Annotated in this window: 18 protein-coding genes; all 18 read left to right on the forward strand. The window is 66.5% G+C overall.

Features of this window, described 5'->3' with window-relative positions; all coding sequences use genetic code 11:
* Positions 1 to 14: 14 nt before the first annotated feature.
* On the forward strand, positions 15 to 275 hold the full coding sequence (locus BTZ20_RS26480) for a hypothetical protein (RefSeq protein ID WP_077040219.1): 261 nt from the start codon (positions 15 to 17) through the stop codon (positions 273 to 275).
* A gap of 22 nt (positions 276 to 297) precedes the next feature.
* Positions 298 to 2247, forward strand: coding sequence for a phage tail sheath family protein (locus BTZ20_RS02230; protein WP_077040220.1), 1950 nt, complete (start codon positions 298 to 300; stop codon positions 2245 to 2247).
* 25 nt (positions 2248 to 2272) lie between these two features.
* Entirely contained in the window at positions 2273 to 2773 is a 501-nt protein-coding gene (locus tag BTZ20_RS02235; protein ID WP_077040221.1) for a phage tail protein, read from the forward strand.
* Between the two features lie 10 nt (positions 2774 to 2783).
* Entirely contained in the window at positions 2784 to 3545 is a 762-nt protein-coding gene (locus BTZ20_RS27065; protein ID WP_189636709.1) for a hypothetical protein, read from the forward strand.
* Entirely contained in the window at positions 3542 to 3694 is a 153-nt protein-coding gene (locus BTZ20_RS27070) for a DUF6760 family protein (protein WP_189636710.1), read from the forward strand. Before BTZ20_RS27065 ends, BTZ20_RS27070 begins: the two co-directional genes overlap by 4 nt.
* A 1227-nt stretch (positions 3695 to 4921) precedes the next feature.
* Positions 4922 to 5761 (forward strand): DUF4255 domain-containing protein, encoded by an 840-nt coding sequence (locus BTZ20_RS02245; RefSeq protein WP_077040223.1) that lies wholly within the window; start codon positions 4922 to 4924, stop codon positions 5759 to 5761.
* Positions 5758 to 7908, forward strand: coding sequence for an ATP-binding protein (locus tag BTZ20_RS02250; RefSeq protein WP_077040224.1), 2151 nt, complete (start codon positions 5758 to 5760; stop codon positions 7906 to 7908). Before BTZ20_RS02245 ends, BTZ20_RS02250 begins: the two co-directional genes overlap by 4 nt.
* Before the next feature lie 26 nt (positions 7909 to 7934).
* Positions 7935 to 9533 carry a DUF4157 domain-containing protein gene (locus BTZ20_RS02255; protein ID WP_077040225.1) on the forward strand — a complete coding sequence of 533 codons (1599 nt, stop codon included), beginning with the start codon at positions 7935 to 7937 and terminating at the stop codon, positions 9531 to 9533.
* Positions 9534 to 9564: 31 nt separating this feature from the next.
* A complete protein-coding gene (locus BTZ20_RS02260; RefSeq protein ID WP_145982433.1) occupies positions 9565 to 11259 on the forward strand; it encodes a DUF4157 domain-containing protein in 1695 nt (564 codons plus the stop codon).
* Positions 11260 to 11331: 72 nt separating this feature from the next.
* The gene (locus BTZ20_RS02265; RefSeq protein ID WP_077040227.1) at positions 11332 to 12021 is read left to right on the forward strand and encodes a hypothetical protein; all 690 of its coding nucleotides are present in this window, start codon (positions 11332 to 11334) and stop codon (positions 12019 to 12021) included.
* Between the two features lie 6 nt (positions 12022 to 12027).
* Positions 12028 to 12534 (forward strand): hypothetical protein, encoded by a 507-nt coding sequence (locus tag BTZ20_RS02270; RefSeq protein ID WP_077040228.1) that lies wholly within the window; start codon positions 12028 to 12030, stop codon positions 12532 to 12534.
* An 8-nt stretch (positions 12535 to 12542) separates the two neighbouring features.
* Positions 12543 to 13661: a phage late control D family protein gene (locus BTZ20_RS02275; protein WP_077040229.1), complete on the forward strand. Its 1119-nt coding sequence runs from the start codon at positions 12543 to 12545 to the stop codon at positions 13659 to 13661.
* The gene (locus tag BTZ20_RS26485) at positions 13658 to 14113 is read left to right on the forward strand and encodes a phage baseplate assembly protein V (protein ID WP_145982166.1); all 456 of its coding nucleotides are present in this window, start codon (positions 13658 to 13660) and stop codon (positions 14111 to 14113) included. The genes BTZ20_RS02275 and BTZ20_RS26485 overlap by 4 nt, the downstream gene beginning before the upstream one ends.
* Positions 14089 to 14424, forward strand: a complete 336-nt coding sequence (locus BTZ20_RS26490) for a hypothetical protein (protein WP_145982167.1) — start codon at positions 14089 to 14091, stop codon at positions 14422 to 14424. The genes BTZ20_RS26485 and BTZ20_RS26490 overlap by 25 nt, the downstream gene beginning before the upstream one ends.
* Positions 14424 to 14804 (forward strand): hypothetical protein, encoded by a 381-nt coding sequence (locus tag BTZ20_RS02285; protein WP_077040230.1) that lies wholly within the window; start codon positions 14424 to 14426, stop codon positions 14802 to 14804. Before BTZ20_RS26490 ends, BTZ20_RS02285 begins: the two co-directional genes overlap by 1 nt.
* Complete coding sequence (locus tag BTZ20_RS02290) at positions 14801 to 15163, forward strand: GPW/gp25 family protein (RefSeq protein ID WP_077040231.1); 363 nt, start codon at positions 14801 to 14803, stop codon at positions 15161 to 15163. Before BTZ20_RS02285 ends, BTZ20_RS02290 begins: the two co-directional genes overlap by 4 nt.
* A 52-nt stretch (positions 15164 to 15215) precedes the next feature.
* Positions 15216 to 16730, forward strand: coding sequence for a baseplate J/gp47 family protein (locus BTZ20_RS02295; protein WP_077040232.1), 1515 nt, complete (start codon positions 15216 to 15218; stop codon positions 16728 to 16730).
* The gene (locus tag BTZ20_RS02300) at positions 16730 to 18646 is read left to right on the forward strand and encodes a hypothetical protein (RefSeq protein WP_077040233.1); all 1917 of its coding nucleotides are present in this window, start codon (positions 16730 to 16732) and stop codon (positions 18644 to 18646) included. Before BTZ20_RS02295 ends, BTZ20_RS02300 begins: the two co-directional genes overlap by 1 nt.

Below are 18646 nucleotides of genomic sequence, written 5' to 3' on the forward strand. Positions count from 1 at the left end.
CCGTGCCGGTACGAATGGCAAACGCAACCTCCCGCCTTGTCACCGTGCTGCTCAATAGCGGCACCGTTGTGCACCTGCCGCCCGGCCACGCGATCGAGCCCGATCCGGTGGAGATCGAGAACAACGCAAAGGTTCGCAAGCTACGCGACTCGCTCGTGATTGCGGTCACTGGGCAGGATGGCGCAGCAGTGGATACCGAGGCGGTTGCGCGGCCCGCGGAGGATCCGGACGACCTCGACGGGCCGACCAGTCGGCGCCGCCAGACAAGCGCCTGACCCAACGAAGAGGAGCGCAACGATGGCGAGCGTGTCCTACCCCGGCGTGTACGTGGACGAGGGGTCCAGCGGCATCCGGCCGATCGCGGCCGCGGGAACCTCGATTGCGGCGTTCATCGGGCAGGCGCAGAAGGGCAGCCTCGCCGAGGCCGTCAAGATCTTCAACTTCACCGAGTACCAGAACCTGTACGGCGACTTCCTGAGCGGCTCGTTCCTGACGCACGGCGTGTTCCAGTTCTTCAACAACGGCGGGTCGCAGTGCTACATCGTGCGGGTGGCCGGGGCGAACACCGAGATCGCTAACATCGTGCTGACGGACCGCGGCACGACCGCCCAGGCGAGCCTGACTGTCGAAGCCCGCTCGCCCGGTGTGTGGGGCAACACCCTGGCGGTAGTCATCGCCGACGGTACCAACGACCCGGCGAACGACTTCAAGATCAGCGTGTTCCAGCAGGACCAACTCACAGCTGCCGAGGTCTTCGATAACGTCAGCGTGGTTCGCGGCGCACCGAACTTCGTGCAGACCGCGACAGCGTCGTCCACCCTTGTCCGTGTCACCGTCAACCCGAGCAACACCAACGTTCAAGCCGGGACCAGTCGCGGCGAGGCGGCCCCCCTGCCACTCGTGGCACCCCGATCCCGGCTCGCAATCAACATCGACGGCGACGGTTACCAACAGATCAACCTGACCTCGGCGGTCGGCGCGGGCGCAGGCCAGGTGCCCGACTTGAGCACGCCGGCCAACCTGGCAGGCGCGATCCAGTTCGCCGTGCGGACCCTGACCAGGCTGCGGAACTCAACCAACCCGGCCGCCTTCACCGGTTTCACCTGTGCCGTCGATGCCGGTGTGCTGCTGCTACGTTCCGGCTTCGTCAGCCCGGCGTCGTCGGTCTGGGTCGCCGACTCTCCGGACACCGCGGAGAACGCCGCGGGACTGTTGCGGCTCGGCAAGTCCCACGGGGGTGTAGAGATAATCGGCGCGGCCGTGACACGGCCCCGTGTCAGCCCCGCCGGTGGTCCACCCGCCAACTTCTACCTCATCGGGGACAACGCCGCACCGACCCCGGAAGTGCTGACGGTGCGCGCCGGGTCCGATGGCGACCCGATCACCAACGACCAGCCGTACATCAGCGGGTTGCAGCGTCTCAACCGACTCGACGACGTGAACCTGATCGCCGTACCCGGCATCGGATCTCCGGTACTCGTCGGCGAGGGGGTGAACTACTGCGCAGCACACCGGTCCCTATCGGACTGCTTCTTCATCGGCGATATGAGCCAGGACGACGACACCGTACTGGGGGCGGAGACGTTCATGGCCTCGGTGAGCCCGAAGAACTCGTACGGTGCGGTGTACCTGCCATGGCTCAAGATGCTCGATCCGAACGGCCTGTCGAGTGAGCCGATCCTGGTGCCGCCGTCGGGATACGTCGCCGGGGTGTACGCACGAAGCGATGCACAGCGAGGCGTGTGGCGGGCGCCCGCGGGCATGAGCCTCGGTCTCGGTGGGGCCACGGGTCTCGCCATGGACCTCACCGACGTGGAACAGGGCAACCTGAATCCCAAGAACATCAACGTGATTCGGAACTTCACCGGCTCCGGGATCGTGGTCTGGGGCTCCCGGACCATCTCTTCGGACGCCGAGTACAACTACGTCCCGGTCCGGCGGATGGCGATCTTCCTGCGAGTCAGTATCTACCGGGGTATTCAGTGGGCAGTCTTCGAGCCCAATGACGAACCGCTGTGGGGCCAACTGCGCCTCAACATACGGTCGTTCATGACCACGCTGTTCCGGCGCGGCGCGTTCCAGGGCGCGACCGCCTCGGACGCATTCTTCGTCAAATGCGACAGCGAGACAACCACCCAGGCCGACATCGGCGCGGGCGTGGTCAACGTTCTCGTCGGCTTCGCGCCGTTGAAGCCAGCCGAGTACGTGGTCGTCCGGATCAGTCAGCGAGCCGGACAAACCGCGTGATGCGGATCGGGAAGGAGCACGCGGCATGGCGAGGTTCACGGTCAACTCGGAACGGTTCGATCCGTATCACAACTTCAAATTCAAGATCAAATGGGACGGCCAGTACGTGGCCGGCCTGAGCAAGTGCAGCGCGCTGAAGAAGATCACCGAGGTCACCACCTGGCATGAGGCCAACGACCAGAGCGTGCCGCACAAGATCCCCGGCAAGACCAGCTACGATGCAATCACCCTGTCGGCCGGGGTGACCCACGACACCACGTTCGAGGACTGGGCCAACAAAGTTAACAACTTCCAGGGCGAGGCGGCCATGTCGCTCAAGTCCTTTCGCAAGGACATAACCCTGGAGGTGTGCAACCTGCAGGGCGCCACCGTCATGGCCTACAACGTCTTCCGCTGCTGGGTGTCCGAGTACACAGCGCTGCCCGAACTGGACGCGGCCGGCAATGCCGTGATGATCCAAACCCTCAAACTGGAGAACGAGGGCTGGGAACGGGACGCGTCGGTCGTCGAACCGGCCGAGAGCTGACGGGCTAGACATGATCCCAGCCACAGCTACCGCTGGTCTCGCGGCTTTGCCCGGCGGCCATTCCGACGCCCGGGGCGTGGTGCACCGCGAGGTCGAGGTCGTGGCCATGACCGGCCGGGACGAGGAACTACTGGCGGCAACCGGAACAGGTACAGCGGCACTGGTCACCGAACTGCTCACCCGCTGCGTTCGCCGGATCGGCGACATCGCTCCGGTGACCGAGGACGTGGCCCAGCACCTGCTTGTCGCGGACCGGCAGTTCTTGCTGTTGAAGGTGCGCGAGGCGACGTTCGGCACGGCAGCCCGATCCAGCATCTCGTGCCCGTGGGCCGACTGCGGGCAACGGATCGACATCGAGTTCGCCACCAGCGCGATCCCGGTCGTCGAATCCGTCGACAAAGGACCGGATTACTCGTTCTTGTTGGACGCAACCGACGCTGTGCGAGGGGCTGGGCAGGCTCATCGTGAGCTGACCTTCCGGCTGCCCAACGGCGCGGACCAGGAGGCGCTGTCGCCGTTGTTGCACCACAATGAGGCTGCCGCGCTGACCGGCCTACTAGGACGGTGCGTAACCCGGATCGGGCCGTTCTCCCCGGCACCTCCGGAACTTTTGGCCCGGCTGTCGCCGCGTGCGCGGCGGAGCGTCGAGCGGCGGATGGCGGAGGTTGCGCCGCAAGTCGACCTGACGATGGAGTCGACCTGCCCGAGTGCCGGCGGAACTATTCCGTCCCGTTCGAGATCCAGAGCTTCCTGTTCGGGGAGCTGCGGGTGAACACCGATCTGCTGCGGCGCGAGATCCACTACCTGGCCTACCACTATCACTGGAGCGAACGGGAGATCATGGAGATGCCGCGGCACCGGCGGCAACGGTACGTGACCCAGCTGGCCGACGAGATCGAGCGGTCCCATGACGACCTCTGAACCGCTGCCGGCGCCTGGGCTGCTCTACCTGTCTCTGCTCGACGGCGCGACCTCGCTGACGTACCGACCGGGCGTCCGCGGCCTGCTCGGCGGGGGCGGAGTAGTGCCGCTCCCAGCAGCACCGGTCACCGATGGCCTGGAGCTCGAACAGTTCGTAGAGGTGCCGGTGCCGTCGGCCGCCGGATCCCAGGTTGAGCCCGCTCCCGTTGCCCAGCAAGTCGTTCCAGCCGCGCCGCGGGATCTCCCCGTGGTTTCTCCCAGCGCCCCACACAAGGTTGTGACACCCTCATCACCACCAGAGGCATCGGTATTGCCAGCCCTGCCACGGCGCGCACTGTTGCCTTCTGCACCGGTGGCCGTCGACGATCAACCGCCGCCGGTATCCCCTTCTCTCCCGGCAGACCCACCGGAAAGCTTGCCGGTGCAGGTGCCGAGCCCGCCCGCATTCACGCAAGAGCCTCCCCCGACCGCACCGGGACAAGTGCTTCCCCTGTCAGGGGCGGGACAAGTGCCTCCCCTGACCGCACCGGAACGGGAGCCCGAACCGGTCGCACCAGATCGCGCCGACGCCAAGCCCCCTTCGGCGCCGCCTTCACCGGCACGGTCGGAGACGCAGAAACAGGCCACAGTGCCGCTCGACATGCCGGAGCCCAGACTTTCGCCTGCGCCGGCGGGCGAGCCGCGCACCCGAGTGGTGGAGGTACGTGGGCTGACCCCCGCCCCCACACATCTTCACCACACGGCGGCCACACTGGAAAGCCACGTGGTGACTGCTCGACCACCGACCGCTGCACGACCAGTCACCGTGGTGGAGCTGCGCCCGCCTGCGCCCGCATCAGCCCCTCCCATCAGGCCATCCACCGACTTGCCTCCACCCCAGCCTGCACGGGAATCGGCCGGCGAAGAGACCAAGGTGAAGCAAACAGACGGTCCACACAGGACAGCGAAGCCCCTGGCAGCGGCGGCAGAAGCTCCTCCGCAGCGGGACCTGCGCACCGAGTCCGATGTGGATCAACTGCGGCGCGCCCTGCGGTCACTGACTGCCAAAGTCGACAACGTGGTGACCGCGCCGCGCCCCGAACCAGAAGCCCGGATCCTTCCCACGCCGCCAGCCGTACCCGACCCGGCGCCAACCCGCGGCGTATCAGCACAATCCGCTCCATGTGTGCCGTCGGCGTACTGGGACCGCCGGCATCTGGGCATGCACCTGCGCAGAGAGGTGCGGCGATGAGCACGGCAACGGCGATCGGCATGGTGAGTGAGTCGTTGCGCGGCATGCTGTTCGCCGAGATGACGCTGACCCCCGCCGTACCAGTGACCGTGCTGGCGCCGGACGAGGCCGGTGGCCCGCGCCGGGTCAACCTGTTCCTCTACAAGGTCGACGAGAACCCGGTGTTCAAGAACGCGGACTGGCAGGTCTCGCGGGCCGACCCGGCCACACTAGTGCCGTCGCCGCTGTCGCTGAACCTGTACTATCTGATGACCGCCTACGCCCCGAACGACACGCAGAACGGCAACACCACCGCACACGCGATCCTCGGTGAGGCGATGCGGGTGTTCCACCAGAACCCAATGATCCCGCCGAGCGACCTTGCCCCCGGCCTGCAGGAGGCCAAGGAACGCATCCAGATCATCCTCAACCCGGTGAACCTGGACGAACTCAGCACCGTCTGGGCGACATTCGGCCAGCCGTTCCGAATGTCCGTGCTGTACGAGGTCACGGTCGTGCAGCTCGACCAGTCGGCCGAACTGGCGGCACCGACGCCGGAACGTGTCCGGACCATCGGCGTGCCAGACGTTCGCGCGCCGTTCGCGCCACCCTCAATCGACACCGTCACCGAAGTCTCAGGTCCGGCGGGCAGAACGGTGACCGTCTCCGGCACCCACCTGGCCGGTTGGCAAGCATCGGTCACGCTGTCGGGCGACCCGCTCGTCACCGCCCTTCCATTGACGGCCGACACGTTCCCGGTCACGCTCCCTGCCGGTCTGGCGCCTGGCTTCTACGAACTGCGAGTAGACATCTCTCGACTCACCCGTAAGACATTGTTCATCGAGGTGACGACATGAGCAGTGTCACCGAGATCAGGGCGCGGCCGTACGAGGACGGGTTCGGGCACCTCGCCGACCACCTACGGGTGCTGGACCGGCGGATCGGACGCTCGGTCGCGGTCCTGCGAACGTCACGGCGGGGGTCCGGTCTGGACGCTCGCAACCATGTCTTCGTTTCCGACGATGAGGTCGACCGGCTACTGCGCGTCGGCATCCTGGTCAGCGAGGAATCCAGCGCCGCGCCGGACGCCGGATATGAGAACGAGATCGCGGCGCGGGTCGCTGCCAGTACGGCGGAGGGCGTGGACCTCCCTCTTGACCGGCTCACCCAGATTTTCAGCCTGAGCTCCTTCGAGCGGGACGCGTTGGTGATCTGTCTGGCCCCGGAGATCGACCGCCGGTACGACCGGCTCTATGCCTACCTGCAGGACGACGCGACCCGCAAGCGCCCGAGTGTGGACCTGATCTTGCGCCTGCTCGTCGACTCGGCGGCGGATGCCTGGCGAGCCCGCGCCCTGCTGGGTCCGGACACCGTGCTGCGGCGGGGTGGCATTCTGCGCCCGGTCGACGGCGGGTACCACCTGTCCGGGTCGACGGACCTCGCCCGTTTCCTCAAGGTAGACGACCGCATTCTCCGGTTCCTGCAGGGACACGACACGGTCGACGACGCGCTGATCGACGCGGTGACCGTGATGCGCCCGAAGATCGGACTCGACGAGGTTCTCGCTGAAACGGCGCTAAAGAGCCGCCTGACGACGTTGGTCGACATCCATCTTGGTCGTTCGCCGCAGCACTGCAGCTTGATACTGGACCTGCACGGATTTGGCCAGCAGGAACTGGCTGAGGGCGTCTGCGCCGACTTGGACTGCTCTCTCACCGTGGTCCACGCGGCGCGGTGGGTCGGGTGTGAACGGGACGTACCGACCCTGTTGCCGCTGGCGTTCCGGGAGTGCCTGCTGCGTCAGGGCATCATCTATGTCGACGGCGTCGATGCGTTGGCCCGCTCCGACCCTCGGATCCTCGCCGTCCTCGGCCGGGCCGCCGCGGCGTGCAGCCCGTTGACGTTCCTCGGCACAGAGTCACCCCTTCGGCTGAAGGATCTCCCGGATCGGGTGCTGTATCACGCGATGGAGGTACCTCGACCCGGCGCCGCGGTACAGGAAGCGGCATGGCTGCGTGTGGTCGATCCTGCCTGGGCCGCGACCCTGGCCGCGACGTTCACCTTCACGCCCCGCCAGATCGCCGCCGTGGTCGACGAGACCAGGCTGACAGTTCAGCGACCGTCGCTCGACGACCTGTTCGCGGCGTGCCGAAGCCAGTGCCAGCACCAGCTCAGCGACCTCGCCACGAAGATCGCGCCTGGGCGCTCCCACCGAGATCTGGTCCTGCCGCAGCCGCAACTCGACCAGCTCGACGAGCTCTGCGCTCAGGTCCGCAACCGTGACCTGGTGTGCGGCGAGTGGGGCTTCGGGCAGGTAATGAGCCGCAGCCGCGGGGTGAGCACGCTGCTCGTCGGGGTGCCCGGCACCGGAAAGACAATGGCCGCCGAGGTGGTTGCCGGAGCGCTAGGCGTCGACCTGTTCGCCATCGATCTCTCGGCGGTGGTCAGCAAGTACATCGGGGAGACCGAGAAGAATCTCGCGGAGATCTTCCGCACCGCCGAGCACAGCAACGCGATCCTCTTCTTCGACGAGGCGGATGCATTGTTCGGCAAGCGAACCGAGGTCTCCGACGCGCACGACCGCTACGCGAACATCGAGACCAGCTACCTGCTGCAGAAGATGGAGCAATACGACGGCGTGGTGATCCTCGCGACGAATCTGCGGGAGAACATGGACGAGGCGTTCACCCGGCGCCTGCGCTTCGTCATCGAATTCCCCTTCCCCGATGAGGTCAGCAGGGCGCGGATCTGGCAGGCGCATCTGCCTGAAGTGGCACGGATCGCGGCCGACGTCGACGCGGAGCTACTCGCCCAGCAGTACCCCTTGTCCGGCGCGGGCATCCGCAACGCAGCGATCACCGCCGCATTCGCCGCAGTCGAGGACGGCGCCGGTGTCCTGGCGCTGCGCCACATCCAGCACGGGATCCGACGCGAGTACGAGAAGATCGGCAAACTCTGGACCGAGCCGATCCCGCACTGGCGTGCACCGTCGGGAACGGATTAGCGATGCGGACGATTTCTAGACAAGCAATGGCCACGCGCGAGGCGATGAGCCGGGACAACACCGCTCGGGTGGTTTCGATCCCCCGGGTTTCCGTTGTTCCCGAAGCGGACTCGAGCCTGGGCAACCACTACGCCGCACAGGCCGGCCAGCCAGGCCTGTGCGTGCAGCGCTCCGCCGACGGATCGTGCTCCGGCTGCTGCGGCGCCTGCCAAAGCGAAGAACGGACCGAGGGCAGCCAAGCCGGCCTAAAGGTCGGCGCACCCGACGGCCCGCATGAGGTCAAAGCCGATCACGTTGCCGACCAGATCGTCCAACGGCACGAGGATGAGGCCACTGAACTGGTCGGGTCGGGGTCCGGCGGCAATCCGGTGACCGACCAGATTGGGCAGCCCATTGCCGGGGACGGGATCGGCCACAAGTCCGTGTGCGGGCCTGCCGCCAACGCCGATGGAATCGCCTCCACCTTGGACCACACACGGGGCGAAGGAAAGCCGCTGCACGGCAAGGTTCGCCTGCAGATGGAGAACGCGTTCGGCGTGGACTTCGACAACGTCCGGCTGCACACCGACACTCGAGCCGCGGCGATGAGCCGACAACTTGGCGCACATGCCTTCACGCAAGGCAATGACATCTATTTCGGCGAGGGAGAGTTCGACGCCACCAGCCAAGGCGGTCGGCGCCTGCTCGCCCATGAGTTGACCCACACGTTGCAGCAGCGTGCCGGGCGCGGACGCCAACACCGGATGGACCCGGCTGAGGCGGGGGAATCATTCGACGTCCAACGAGCTTGCGGTCGAACCGAAATAGGATCCCCTACAGGATGTACGGGCTCCTCGGAAGAGCCGCCGGAGCACGAAGGGGCACGGTATCGATTCACCGTCAATTGCGATTCCTTCAGGCCGGGTGAGCGGGAGCGTCTCGCCGCAGCCGGCGCCGCAGCGTCGAAGGCCGGTACCGCGCTCGAGGTTCACGGCTACGCGAGTAGTGAAGGGGACCCGGCGTATAACGTCGATCTCTCCTGTGCCCGCGCCGTGCAGGCCGTGTCGGTTCTCGAAGGGGCCGGCGCGGTCGTGGCGCACGTCTACTCGCATGGACCGGTACACGGCGATCCTGGACTCAGGCGCAGTGTTGTGGTGAGGCACTCCGTCGTCCACCCACCGGTACCGCCGCCGACAAGGGAGTGCGTTCCGAAAGCGGGAATCGAGAACTCCGACTGTGGTCGGTATGCCAAGGAAACCTGGTGGCTACCCGAGGCGTACGTTCACAACGCGACTTGTGCGTGCAAGGAGACCCCGAACGACCCAACCGCAAAATGCGTCCGGAAGTTTCTGCAGGATCGCCTGGATCAGGTAGATCAAGCAAAGAAAGCCGAGGCGGCTCAGTGGCTGGGAGCATTGATGACCCGACGGGTCAGCAAGGACATGTATATCAACTTCGTGCAGCTCGAACTGGCACCGATGATTTTCAAAGACCACGTCGATGCGTATCGAGAATGCTGCTGTCCGTCGGGTCCCGCGCCGATCGAGGCCTGGCGAGGCGTGACGACCCTTGCTCTGCCTTGTTCGGTTGTCGGAGAGTCTATTCGACAGTTCGGCTCCTGCCATGGCACCCCAGGCAAATGGTGAACCCCGCTCTACCTTCGGGATGGGAGTAGCGATGCGGATAGCTTCTAGACAAGCAACGGCCACTCGCGAGTCGATCAACCGAGACAACACCGCGCCGGTGGTGTTGCCTTCCCGGGTTTCCGTTGTACCAGAGATAGATTCGAGCTTAGGCAATCACTACGCCGAGCAGGCCGACCAGCGCGTCCTGTGCGTGCAGCGCTCCTTCGACGGGTCGTGCTCCGGCTGCTGCAAGGCATGCCAAAGTGAGGAGCGGAGCGCCGACGGCGTTCAAGCCGACCTGGACGTGAGCGCCCCGGACGACCCGCTCGAAGTCGAGGCCGATAGCATCGCGGACCAGGTCGTCCAGCGAGCGCGGGGCCAAGACGAGGCGACGGAGCCCGCCTCGGGAGCTAATTCCATCCAGGAACAGATCCAGCATCGGTTAGCCGAAAAAGGGATCGGCCGTGAGGCATCCGGGCTCGCTCATGCCGGGGCGCGGGGCATCGATGTGGAACTAGACCGCACACGCGGCTCGGGTTCGCCGCTGCCCAGCAAGTTCAAGCGGCAGATGGAGAACGCATTCGCTGCGCACTTTGACAACGTCCGTGTGCACACAGACGAGCGCGCGGCGGCTCTCAGTCGCCAACTACGGGCGCACGCTTTCACCCAAGGCAACGACATCTACTTCGACAATGGGGAATTCGATCCGGACAGCCAGCAAGGCACACACCTGCTCGCCCATGAGCTAACCCACACCTTGCAGCAGCGCGACGATCACGTGCAGCCGCTCCCATGGCGCTCCATGACCTGGAACGGCGTCAGTAACGGCACACTGCCCACACTGGTGCAGCGGCAGAATGTCGTGCAGATCCCACCTGTCGTCATCGCCGCAGACCCTCCGAATCTTGTGCAGATCCCTCCTGTGGTCATCGCTAGTGACCCTAAGAAGGAGAAGAAGCTGCAGCAGCTCTCGGACGATGCGGTGAAGCGCCTACCCGAGGTCGGTAAGCGTTTTGTGAACGAATGGTACTCGGCGACGAACGGTGCGCTTGCGGCCTCGACCGAGCCAAATATCGCAGATGCGCTTCCGTACTGGTGGATCGCACTGGCCGGAAACCTGGCGTGGGCGGCGACATCCCTGTTCCCGTCGTCTAAGGCCGCAGTTGTGGCGGTCAGCTTCATAGGCGCCGCAGTCGGTTCCGGCTCGGTGGAGAAGTCGACGACGCCGGCCGGACCGCCGTCGGGCAAAGCCGACGTCGGACGACTGCTGGCGCGGGCTCGCGACAAGTTGGAGGCGGCGCTGCAGTCTCAGGTATTCGAAGCCGCGAGCGATATCGTCGACCAGAATGCCGAGCACACGGAGGAACAGGATAGGACCCTGTTCTCCAAACTCTTTGCGGAGGTTCCGTATGACCGCCGGTTCGAAGCCATCTACAACAGCACACTATCGGCGATCAACTCGAATCTTGCGAATTTCGCCGCACAGTACCAGGCGTGGCGGGATCAGATCCAACATTGCGCTGAGGACAAGGCGAAGAACAGGCCCATTTTCAGTGGTCCTACTGTGCAGGCATGCCACGACCCCGGGCAGCCTAACGACGCGTCGCACGCAGGACCTTCGAGGGCGACGGTCCAGCGCCAGCTCTTCCCGCCGTTGCCGATCTTCGTGCGGTCGCCAGTGGACGCGGATTTCAAAGCCTGTGAGATCGAGCATCCGTTCCAACCCAAGCTGAGCGTCCCGGGTTGATGTGAACCATCCCGGCTTTGATTCCGGCCGGAAAATACTGAGTCCTTTGCGACTAGATGAGGGAGGTGGGAAATGACGGACGGGCTCTCCAACCGGCCGAAGATCCTGCGCGGCGCATTAGTCGAGTTCGGGTTGAGCTTGCCGCCGCTGTTCGTGGTATTCCAGTTCAACCCGGTTCAGCTCACCCGCAACCGAACGTTGAGCTACTCGGCACCGGCCGGCGGTGCTGGGACCGGAAACCCGTTGCGCGAGTTTCACAAGCGGTACGACAGCCTCACCGAACTCCGCGACGCCCAACTGGTCACCATCCAGGAGGAGGTGATCGGACTGGAGATCCGGCTCGATGCCAGCGACGGCCTTGAGGAAGGCGACACGATCACCGGGCAGTTCGGGATCTCCCCGCAGCTGTCCACATTGGAACTGATGGTGCATCCGAAGGAGGAGAGCCTGATCGGCCAGGCGGTCGGCGCCCTGCTCGGCTCGCCGGGCGGGTTCAGCTTCAACAAGCGTCCCAATCCGCCGCTGACACTGTTCGTCTTCGGCCGCAAGCGGGTGCTGCCGGTCAACATCACCAGCCTCAACATCACCGAGTTGCTCTACAGCCCGGACCTCAACCCGGTCCGGGCAACCGCGACGCTCGGGCTGACCGTCATCGAGGGCACGAGCATGCCGTACCTCTACTCGAAGGCGATGAAGGAAACGATGTCCGTGCTCAACCTGGCCAACGCCGCCGACGTGGCCAACGTCGTGATTCCGGGATAGGCCGCCATGTTCTCGAAGATCTCCCGCTACCGTGCCCTCGACGACGTGGTCACCACCGACGCCGACGGACGCAGGCTGTCCTCCCGGGCGCTGCGTGTCGCGGCTGTGGCCACTGGCCAGTTCACTCACACGATCGCCGACGCAGACCGGCTCGATCAGCTCGCCACCCGCTACTACCAGCAGCCCCGAAACTGGTGGCGAATCTGCGACGCCAACCCGGAGATCCTCTCGCCGCAGGAGCTCCTCGGCGCGGAACCCGTTGTGACGTACCGCTGCGACATCTCTCCCGGCGCCGGCATCCCGAACCTGTTGCGTGCGTTGACCGAGATGGTCGGCGTATCCCGGGCCGTCCTGGACGGCGAAGCGACCGTGGTGGTGACGTTCAACCGGCTCAACCTCACAATGCCGGACCTCGCCGCCACCATGCTCGCGCACGGTTTCACTGCTAGCGCGGCCAAGCAGATCGGCCGGACGGGCAAGCAGATCGTCATCCCACCGAATATCACCGGTTAGGCGGCGGCATGCAGACAGAGCGCTTTCGCATCGAAATCGGCGGCACCGAGGCCACCGATCTGTACGAGAGCGTTCTCAGCCTGGAGATCGAGCTGGATGACGAGCTGGCCGCGATGTTCACGCTGCGGTTGGCGGTGGCACAGCAGCCGGACGGACGTTGGACGGTGGTGGACGACGACCGGTTGACAACGTGGCGACCGGTACTGATCTCCGCCGGGTTCGACGACGGCGTCGAGGAACTAATCGACGGAGTGATCACCCATCTTCGGACGGAGTTCGCCCCCGACCCGTCCGCCTGCACGCTGGAGATCTGGGGAATGGACCGCAGCGTGCTACTGGACCGCACCCAGGTCCGCAAAGACTGGCCCAACCGGCGCGACAGCGACATAGCCAGCGAGATCTTCCACGCACACGGGCTCACCCCGCAGGTCGAGGACAGCCCGGTGAGCCACGACGAACCCGTCTCCACGGTGATCCAGCGCGAGACCGACATCCAGTTCCTCACCCGGCTGGCGCTGCGCAACGGATTCGAGTGTTACGTCGAGGGGAGGACCGGATTCTTCCGTCCACCGCAGCTCAACGAGCCGCCGCAACCGGTGCTCGCCGCCCACTTCGGCGACGACACCACCTTGCGCCGGTTCTTCGTCCAGGTCGACGCGGCAACGCCCGCCGAGTACACGATGGCCCAACTGTCCCGTATCACCAAGGAGATCGTGGACGTAGCGGCGACGACGACCGCACAACCGGCATTCGGGGCGACGGGCAGCGCCGCACTGCGGTCCGTCGGCGTATCGCCAGCGCGGACGGTGCTAGCCCAGGCGGTGACGACCGGCGAGGCCGAACTCACCGCACTGTGCCAAAGCGGATTCGACGACAGCGAATGGTTCGTACATGGAGACGGCGAGGTCATCGCCAACCACTACAGGCACCTGTTGCGGCCCCGCCGGACCGTGACCGTCAAAGGTGTCGGCGAAACGCACAGCGGCGTCTACTACGTGTCCCACGTAACGCACGCGTTCACCGGCGACGGCTACATCCAGCGTTTCCGCGCCCGGCGTAACGGGTTGCGTCCCACCGGAGACGAGCAGTTCTCCGGCGACACCGGGTTGTTGGGAGGATTGCTATGACGGTGGAACGTGTCGTCGCCGATTTGGCGCAGCGGATGGATCACCGGTTCTTCGGTAAGTACCGGGGCCTGGTGGTGGACAACGCCGATCCCGAGCGGCTCGGCCGGCTGCGGCTGCGGGTGCCGAGCGTCACCGGGCCGGACGTGGTGACCGGCTGGGCCACCGCGTGTGTGCCGTATGGCGGCGCCGCCGACCAGGGAATGCTGATGGTGCCCGACGTCCACGCCGGGGTCTGGGTGGAGTTTGAGGAGGGCGACCTGGAATTCCCGATCTGGGTCGGCACATTCTGGAGCAAACCCGGCGGTGACACCGAACTGCCCACGGTGGACGGCTCGGCGCAGGACCCCCCACCCGCAAGATCCTTAAGACCGCCAAGGGCCACACCATCCAGTTCGAGGACAAGGACTCCGAGGAACTGGTCACCATCGTGGAAGCGGTCAACGGCAACGTGATCACGATGGACCGCAACGGGATCACCATCACCGAGGGGACCAACGGGAACGAGATCATGCTCGCGGCGGGGGGTGTCACCGTGAAGAGCACCGGCACCCAGGTCGTGGTCGGTGCGGGTGGGGTGCAGGTCGGCGGCGCTGGGGCGACGGAGCCGTTCGTGCTCGGCAACCAGTTCAAGGCGCAGGTGTTGTCTTTCATCACCGCGCTCTCGACCCACACGCACGTCGGCAACCTGGGAGCGCCGACGTCCCCGCCGGTGGCACCGATGAACCTCGACGTCCCGCTGTCGACGAAACACATGGTGGAGTGATGGCACTGACGATCGGCACACCGGACAAGGACGACGGGGACCCCGGCATGAGCACGGCGATCTTCGCGCAGCTCGACGAGGTGCTCTCGGCGGAACTCAAGTCCGCTGTGGCCGAGGCGAAACCCGGTGCGGAACTGGCGCTCGAGGCGGCCCGCGACGGCTGGCGCAACCTCGCTCTCGCGGTCGCCACAGGCGTGATCGACCACATTGTGGAAGAGATGGAGATCAGCGGTGTGACCGTCGCGGGCACGGTGATCGTGCCGGTCGCCGGCGATACCGACGCCGCGGCACCGAGTTCGCACACCCACACCGTGTCCATCACCCCAGAGGTGGCGGTCGCGTTGACCCAGCACAACGACGGAAAGGGACGGGTGCGATGACTGGGACTGCTTTCGGGTTTCCGTTCGCCGTGGATGCGGGTGGCGGGGTGGCCGCCAGCGAGGGTGATGACGCACTGCGTTCGAAGATCATCCAGGTGCTTCTCACCTCGCCCAGCGAACGGGTCAACCTGCCGGACTTCGGGTGCGGGCTGTTGCACCTCGTATTCGAGCCGGACGACGGGGTGCTCGCCGCGGCACTGGAGTTCACCGTCGGGCAGGCGCTGACCCGGTGGTTACGCGCGGACCTCGTGGTGGACGGCGTCGACGTGACCGCCTTGGACGCCATGGTCACCGTCGAGGTCGCGTACACCAGGCGCTCCGACCTCGTCCCGCAGGCCCTACGCGTCTCGTTCCGGTAAGGACTGCCATGGTTGACATCCGTTCCCCGGGGGCCGCCCGGTCATCGACTACATGGCCCGCGACTACGACAGCCTGCTGCGGGCGATGCTGACCCTGGTCCCGGACAAGCTTCCGGAGTGGACGGAGTACACCGCGGAGGCCGATTTCGGCAACGTGCTGCTGCAACTGTTCGCGCACATGGGCGACATCCTGAGCTACTACCAGGATCGGGTGGCCAACGAAAGTTTCCTCGGCTCGGCCCAGACCCGCCGCAGCGTGATCGACCACCTCAACCTGATCGGGTACCGGATGGCGACCGCCGTCCCGGCGGCGGCCCGGCTGACGGTGACCGTGCCGACGGCGTCGACCGGGGTGGTCACGATCAACCGCGGCGCGGCGGTCGGGACCGCGAGCCAGCCTGGCCGGCCGAGCGTTCGCTTCGAGTACAACGGAACGGAGGCGCTGCCGATCGACCTCGACACCCTGCCGACCGATCCGGCCGACGCGACCCGGAAGATCTACGTCGAAGGCATTCCGGTCGAGCAGGGCCGGCTGGTGCCCGACGAGGTTGTGGGGGTTTCCGACGGCTCCCCCGGCCAGCGCTTTCCGTTGTTGCGAGCCGGAATCATCCTCCGGTCGCTGGGCCCGACCCAGGCGGCGAGCCCGGACATCGTGGTGCAGACCGAACTCGGCGGCGAGCCCTGGTCCCCGCAGCGCAGCCTCGCGTTCAGCCGAGGTTCACAGCGGGACTTCGTGGTGGACATCGACGAGGACGACCGGGCGACCCTGCGGTTCGGCGACGGGCGGGTCACCGGTGCCATCCCGCCGCTCGGCAGCACGATCCGGGTCACCTACCGGGTCGGCGGTGGCGCGCTCGGCAACGTCGCCGCGAACACCATCAGGACAGTGGTGGACGCGCCCGCTCTCGCCACGATTGGTGCCCGGGTCTTCAACCCCGCGCCGGCCACCGGTGGCGCGGAACGGGAAAGCATCGAGCACGCCGTGGACAACGCACCGACGGTCTTCCGCTCTCTCGGACGGGCCGTGACCGTCGAGGACTACCGCGCGCTCGCGTTGTCCGTCAACGGGGTCGGTAAGGTTCGGGCCAGTGCCGACCGGCGCAACGTGATCACCCTGTTCGTCGCGCCGGCCGAGGGTGGTCAGGTCAGCGATGTCCTGGCGGCGGCCCTGCTGGCGTACTTTGCGGACAAACGGGCGATCACCACCGTGGTCGAGATCGCCGACGTCGACTACGTCCCGGTGTGGGTGACGGCCACCGTCGGGGTCGACAGCTTCTATGCCCAATCCGCTGTCGCAGCGGCGATCCGGACTGTGGCCGGTGGCCTGCTGGCGTTCCCGTCCGTGGACTTCGGACAGCACCTCTACCTGAGCAAGGTGTACGAGGCGATCGAGTCGGTGCCGGGCGTCGCGTACACCACGGTCACCGAGTTCCGCCTGGACGGCATGGCGCCCGGCGCAGTCGAGCCAACCGGCAAGCTCTCCCTCGGGCCGAACGAGATCCCCGTGGTCCCGGCCGCCGTGGACTACCGGGGCGGGATCAAACTGATCATGGAGGGTGGCTACTGATGCAGCTGCGCGCCCTCACCGCCACCGCCGACCCGGCCGGCAACCGGATCACACTCGCGTGGGAGAACCCGGAACCGTTGGCGTTTACCGGTATCCGAGTGATGCGCCGGACCTCTCGCTACCCCGATTCCCCGACCGACGGCACCCTGGTCACGCAGGGCGCCGGTCTTACCGGGGCCCTCGACATCGGGCTGCGGGGCGAGACCACGTACTACTACGCGCTCTTCCCGTTCTCCGGTGGTCCGCCGGTGTTCGACATCGACCCGCGCAACCGGGTCGCCGCGCTGGCCACCTCGCCGTTCGGCTACGCCGGTCAGATGTACGACCTGCTGCCCGCGCTGTACCGGCGATACGACACCCTGGGCGCGCTGCGCCGGCTGCTCGACCTGCCCGGTGGGCAGCTCGACCAGGTCCGCAGCCTCGCTCAGGCGCTCCTGCACCAGCACGATGTTGACCAGGTCGACGGCGCCTTACTGCCCCTGCTCGCGCAATGGATCAACTGGCCGCTCGACGTGAGTGTGGACCTCGCCGCGCAACGGGACGAGCTGCGCGCGGCACCCGCGGTGTATCGGGTGGTCGGGCTGGTCCCCACGTTGGAGGCGACGGTCAAGCGGATCCTCGGCCGGGAGAGCAAGACCAAGGAGTACGCCGCCAACGTCGCGCACTCCAACTCCCCGCAGCGCCACAATATCTGGGCGCGGCACCGCACCGGCGTGACCTGGACGATGCCCGCGGCGCCCCTGTCGCTCGACTTCGGCTACCAGGGCAGACCGGCCGCCGCGCGCGGCTCCGACGGAACACTGTGGCTGCTGTACCACACTCTCCGAAGTGGGGGCTGGCAGCTGTGGGTCAAGTCGGCGCGATCCGACGTGTTCGGCCCCAGCGAGCCGTTCTCGCCCGCCGGCGCCGCGCAGCTACATCCCTCCGCCGTGACTCAGGGTGCCCAGTTGTGGGCGTTCTGGTCGGCGTACGACGCGGTCCATGACAGCTGGGAGATCCGGTACCGGACGCGTGAGGGCGCCGGCTGGTCGGACGATGTAGTGTTCGGCACCCCCGGCATCCAACGTCGGCGGCCCGCGGCGGCCGCGGACGGTTCCGGCGGCGTCTGGTTGTTCTGGCAGGAGCGGGGGGCGGACACCTGGATTTTTCGTTACGCCAGGCATGACGGGACATCGTGGAGCGCGCCGGTTACATTCCCGCTTGACCTCGGGGGCCCGCCGCGGGTCGACGACCCGATCGCGATCGGCGGCGTAACCGGTGCGAGCGCGCGGCTCTGGCTGTTCTGGGCACGGCGGAGCCCAATCGGGAGATGGAGGATCGTGTACCGCACCAAGAGCACTCTGGTGCCGGACGCGGCCGGGTGGAGCGCGGTGACCCAACTGTCAGCACCGTCCACCTTCGACAATCGGGAACCCGCGCCCGTCGTCGTGGCGGGCCGGGTAGAGCTGTTCTTCTCGTCCAACCGCAGCGGGACATGGTCGGTGTGGCACAGCACGTTCGACGCCGTCACGAACACCTGGTCCACCGCAGACGCGGTGAGCAGCGGACCCTACGCCGAACGCGGGCCGATGCCACTGTCGACCCCGGCCGGGCTCTGGCTGTTCACCGGGTCTAACCGGCCGGTGACCTACGCCAGCGAGGTCTACCGGGCGACCCGGACCGTGGACCGGCGGTACTCCGGAAGCACCACCGTGGACACTCGCGACTCCGCGAAGCTCGCCCTGCGCGGCCATCTCGACGACTTCGCCACCTACAGCTACGCCACGGGCCCGAACGCCCGGTACGGCTACGACATCGTGGGGTCTTTCTGGACACGGCAATCGACCTGCCGCACCAGGCGGCCCGCGCCGCGCAACTCGAACAGGTCGAGCAGGGCCTGCGCGGGTTCCTGCCGGCCCAGGTCCGCGTCATCCTGA

Source organism: Rhodococcus sp. MTM3W5.2 (assembly GCF_001984015.1).
GTDB classification, from domain to species: Bacteria; Actinomycetota; Actinomycetes; order Mycobacteriales; family Mycobacteriaceae; genus Rhodococcus_G; species Rhodococcus_G oryzae.

Bases quoted from the DNA above. Each gene is read 5' to 3' on its own strand.
- BTZ20_RS26480 (WP_077040219.1), top strand. From the start codon at position 15: ATGGCAAACGCAACCTCCCGCCTTGTCACCGTGCTGCTCAATAGCGGC.
- BTZ20_RS02230 (WP_077040220.1), top strand. From the start codon at position 298: ATGGCGAGCGTGTCCTACCCCGGCGTGTACGTGGACGAGGGGTCCAGC.
- BTZ20_RS02235 (WP_077040221.1), top strand. From the start codon at position 2,273: ATGGCGAGGTTCACGGTCAACTCGGAACGGTTCGATCCGTATCACAAC.
- BTZ20_RS27065 (WP_189636709.1), top strand. From the start codon at position 2,784: ATGATCCCAGCCACAGCTACCGCTGGTCTCGCGGCTTTGCCCGGCGGC.
- BTZ20_RS02245 (WP_077040223.1), top strand. From the start codon at position 4,922: ATGAGCACGGCAACGGCGATCGGCATGGTGAGTGAGTCGTTGCGCGGC.
- BTZ20_RS02250 (WP_077040224.1), top strand. From the start codon at position 5,758: ATGAGCAGTGTCACCGAGATCAGGGCGCGGCCGTACGAGGACGGGTTC.
- BTZ20_RS02255 (WP_077040225.1), top strand. From the start codon at position 7,935: ATGGCCACGCGCGAGGCGATGAGCCGGGACAACACCGCTCGGGTGGTT.
- BTZ20_RS02260 (WP_145982433.1), top strand. From the start codon at position 9,565: ATGCGGATAGCTTCTAGACAAGCAACGGCCACTCGCGAGTCGATCAAC.
- BTZ20_RS02265 (WP_077040227.1), top strand. From the start codon at position 11,332: ATGACGGACGGGCTCTCCAACCGGCCGAAGATCCTGCGCGGCGCATTA.
- BTZ20_RS02270 (WP_077040228.1), top strand. From the start codon at position 12,028: ATGTTCTCGAAGATCTCCCGCTACCGTGCCCTCGACGACGTGGTCACC.
- BTZ20_RS02275 (WP_077040229.1), top strand. From the start codon at position 12,543: ATGCAGACAGAGCGCTTTCGCATCGAAATCGGCGGCACCGAGGCCACC.
- BTZ20_RS26485 (WP_145982166.1), top strand. From the start codon at position 13,658: ATGACGGTGGAACGTGTCGTCGCCGATTTGGCGCAGCGGATGGATCAC.
- BTZ20_RS02285 (WP_077040230.1), top strand. From the start codon at position 14,424: ATGGCACTGACGATCGGCACACCGGACAAGGACGACGGGGACCCCGGC.
- BTZ20_RS02290 (WP_077040231.1), top strand. From the start codon at position 14,801: ATGACTGGGACTGCTTTCGGGTTTCCGTTCGCCGTGGATGCGGGTGGC.
- BTZ20_RS02295 (WP_077040232.1), top strand. From the start codon at position 15,216: ATGGCCCGCGACTACGACAGCCTGCTGCGGGCGATGCTGACCCTGGTC.
- BTZ20_RS02300 (WP_077040233.1), top strand. From the start codon at position 16,730: ATGCAGCTGCGCGCCCTCACCGCCACCGCCGACCCGGCCGGCAACCGG.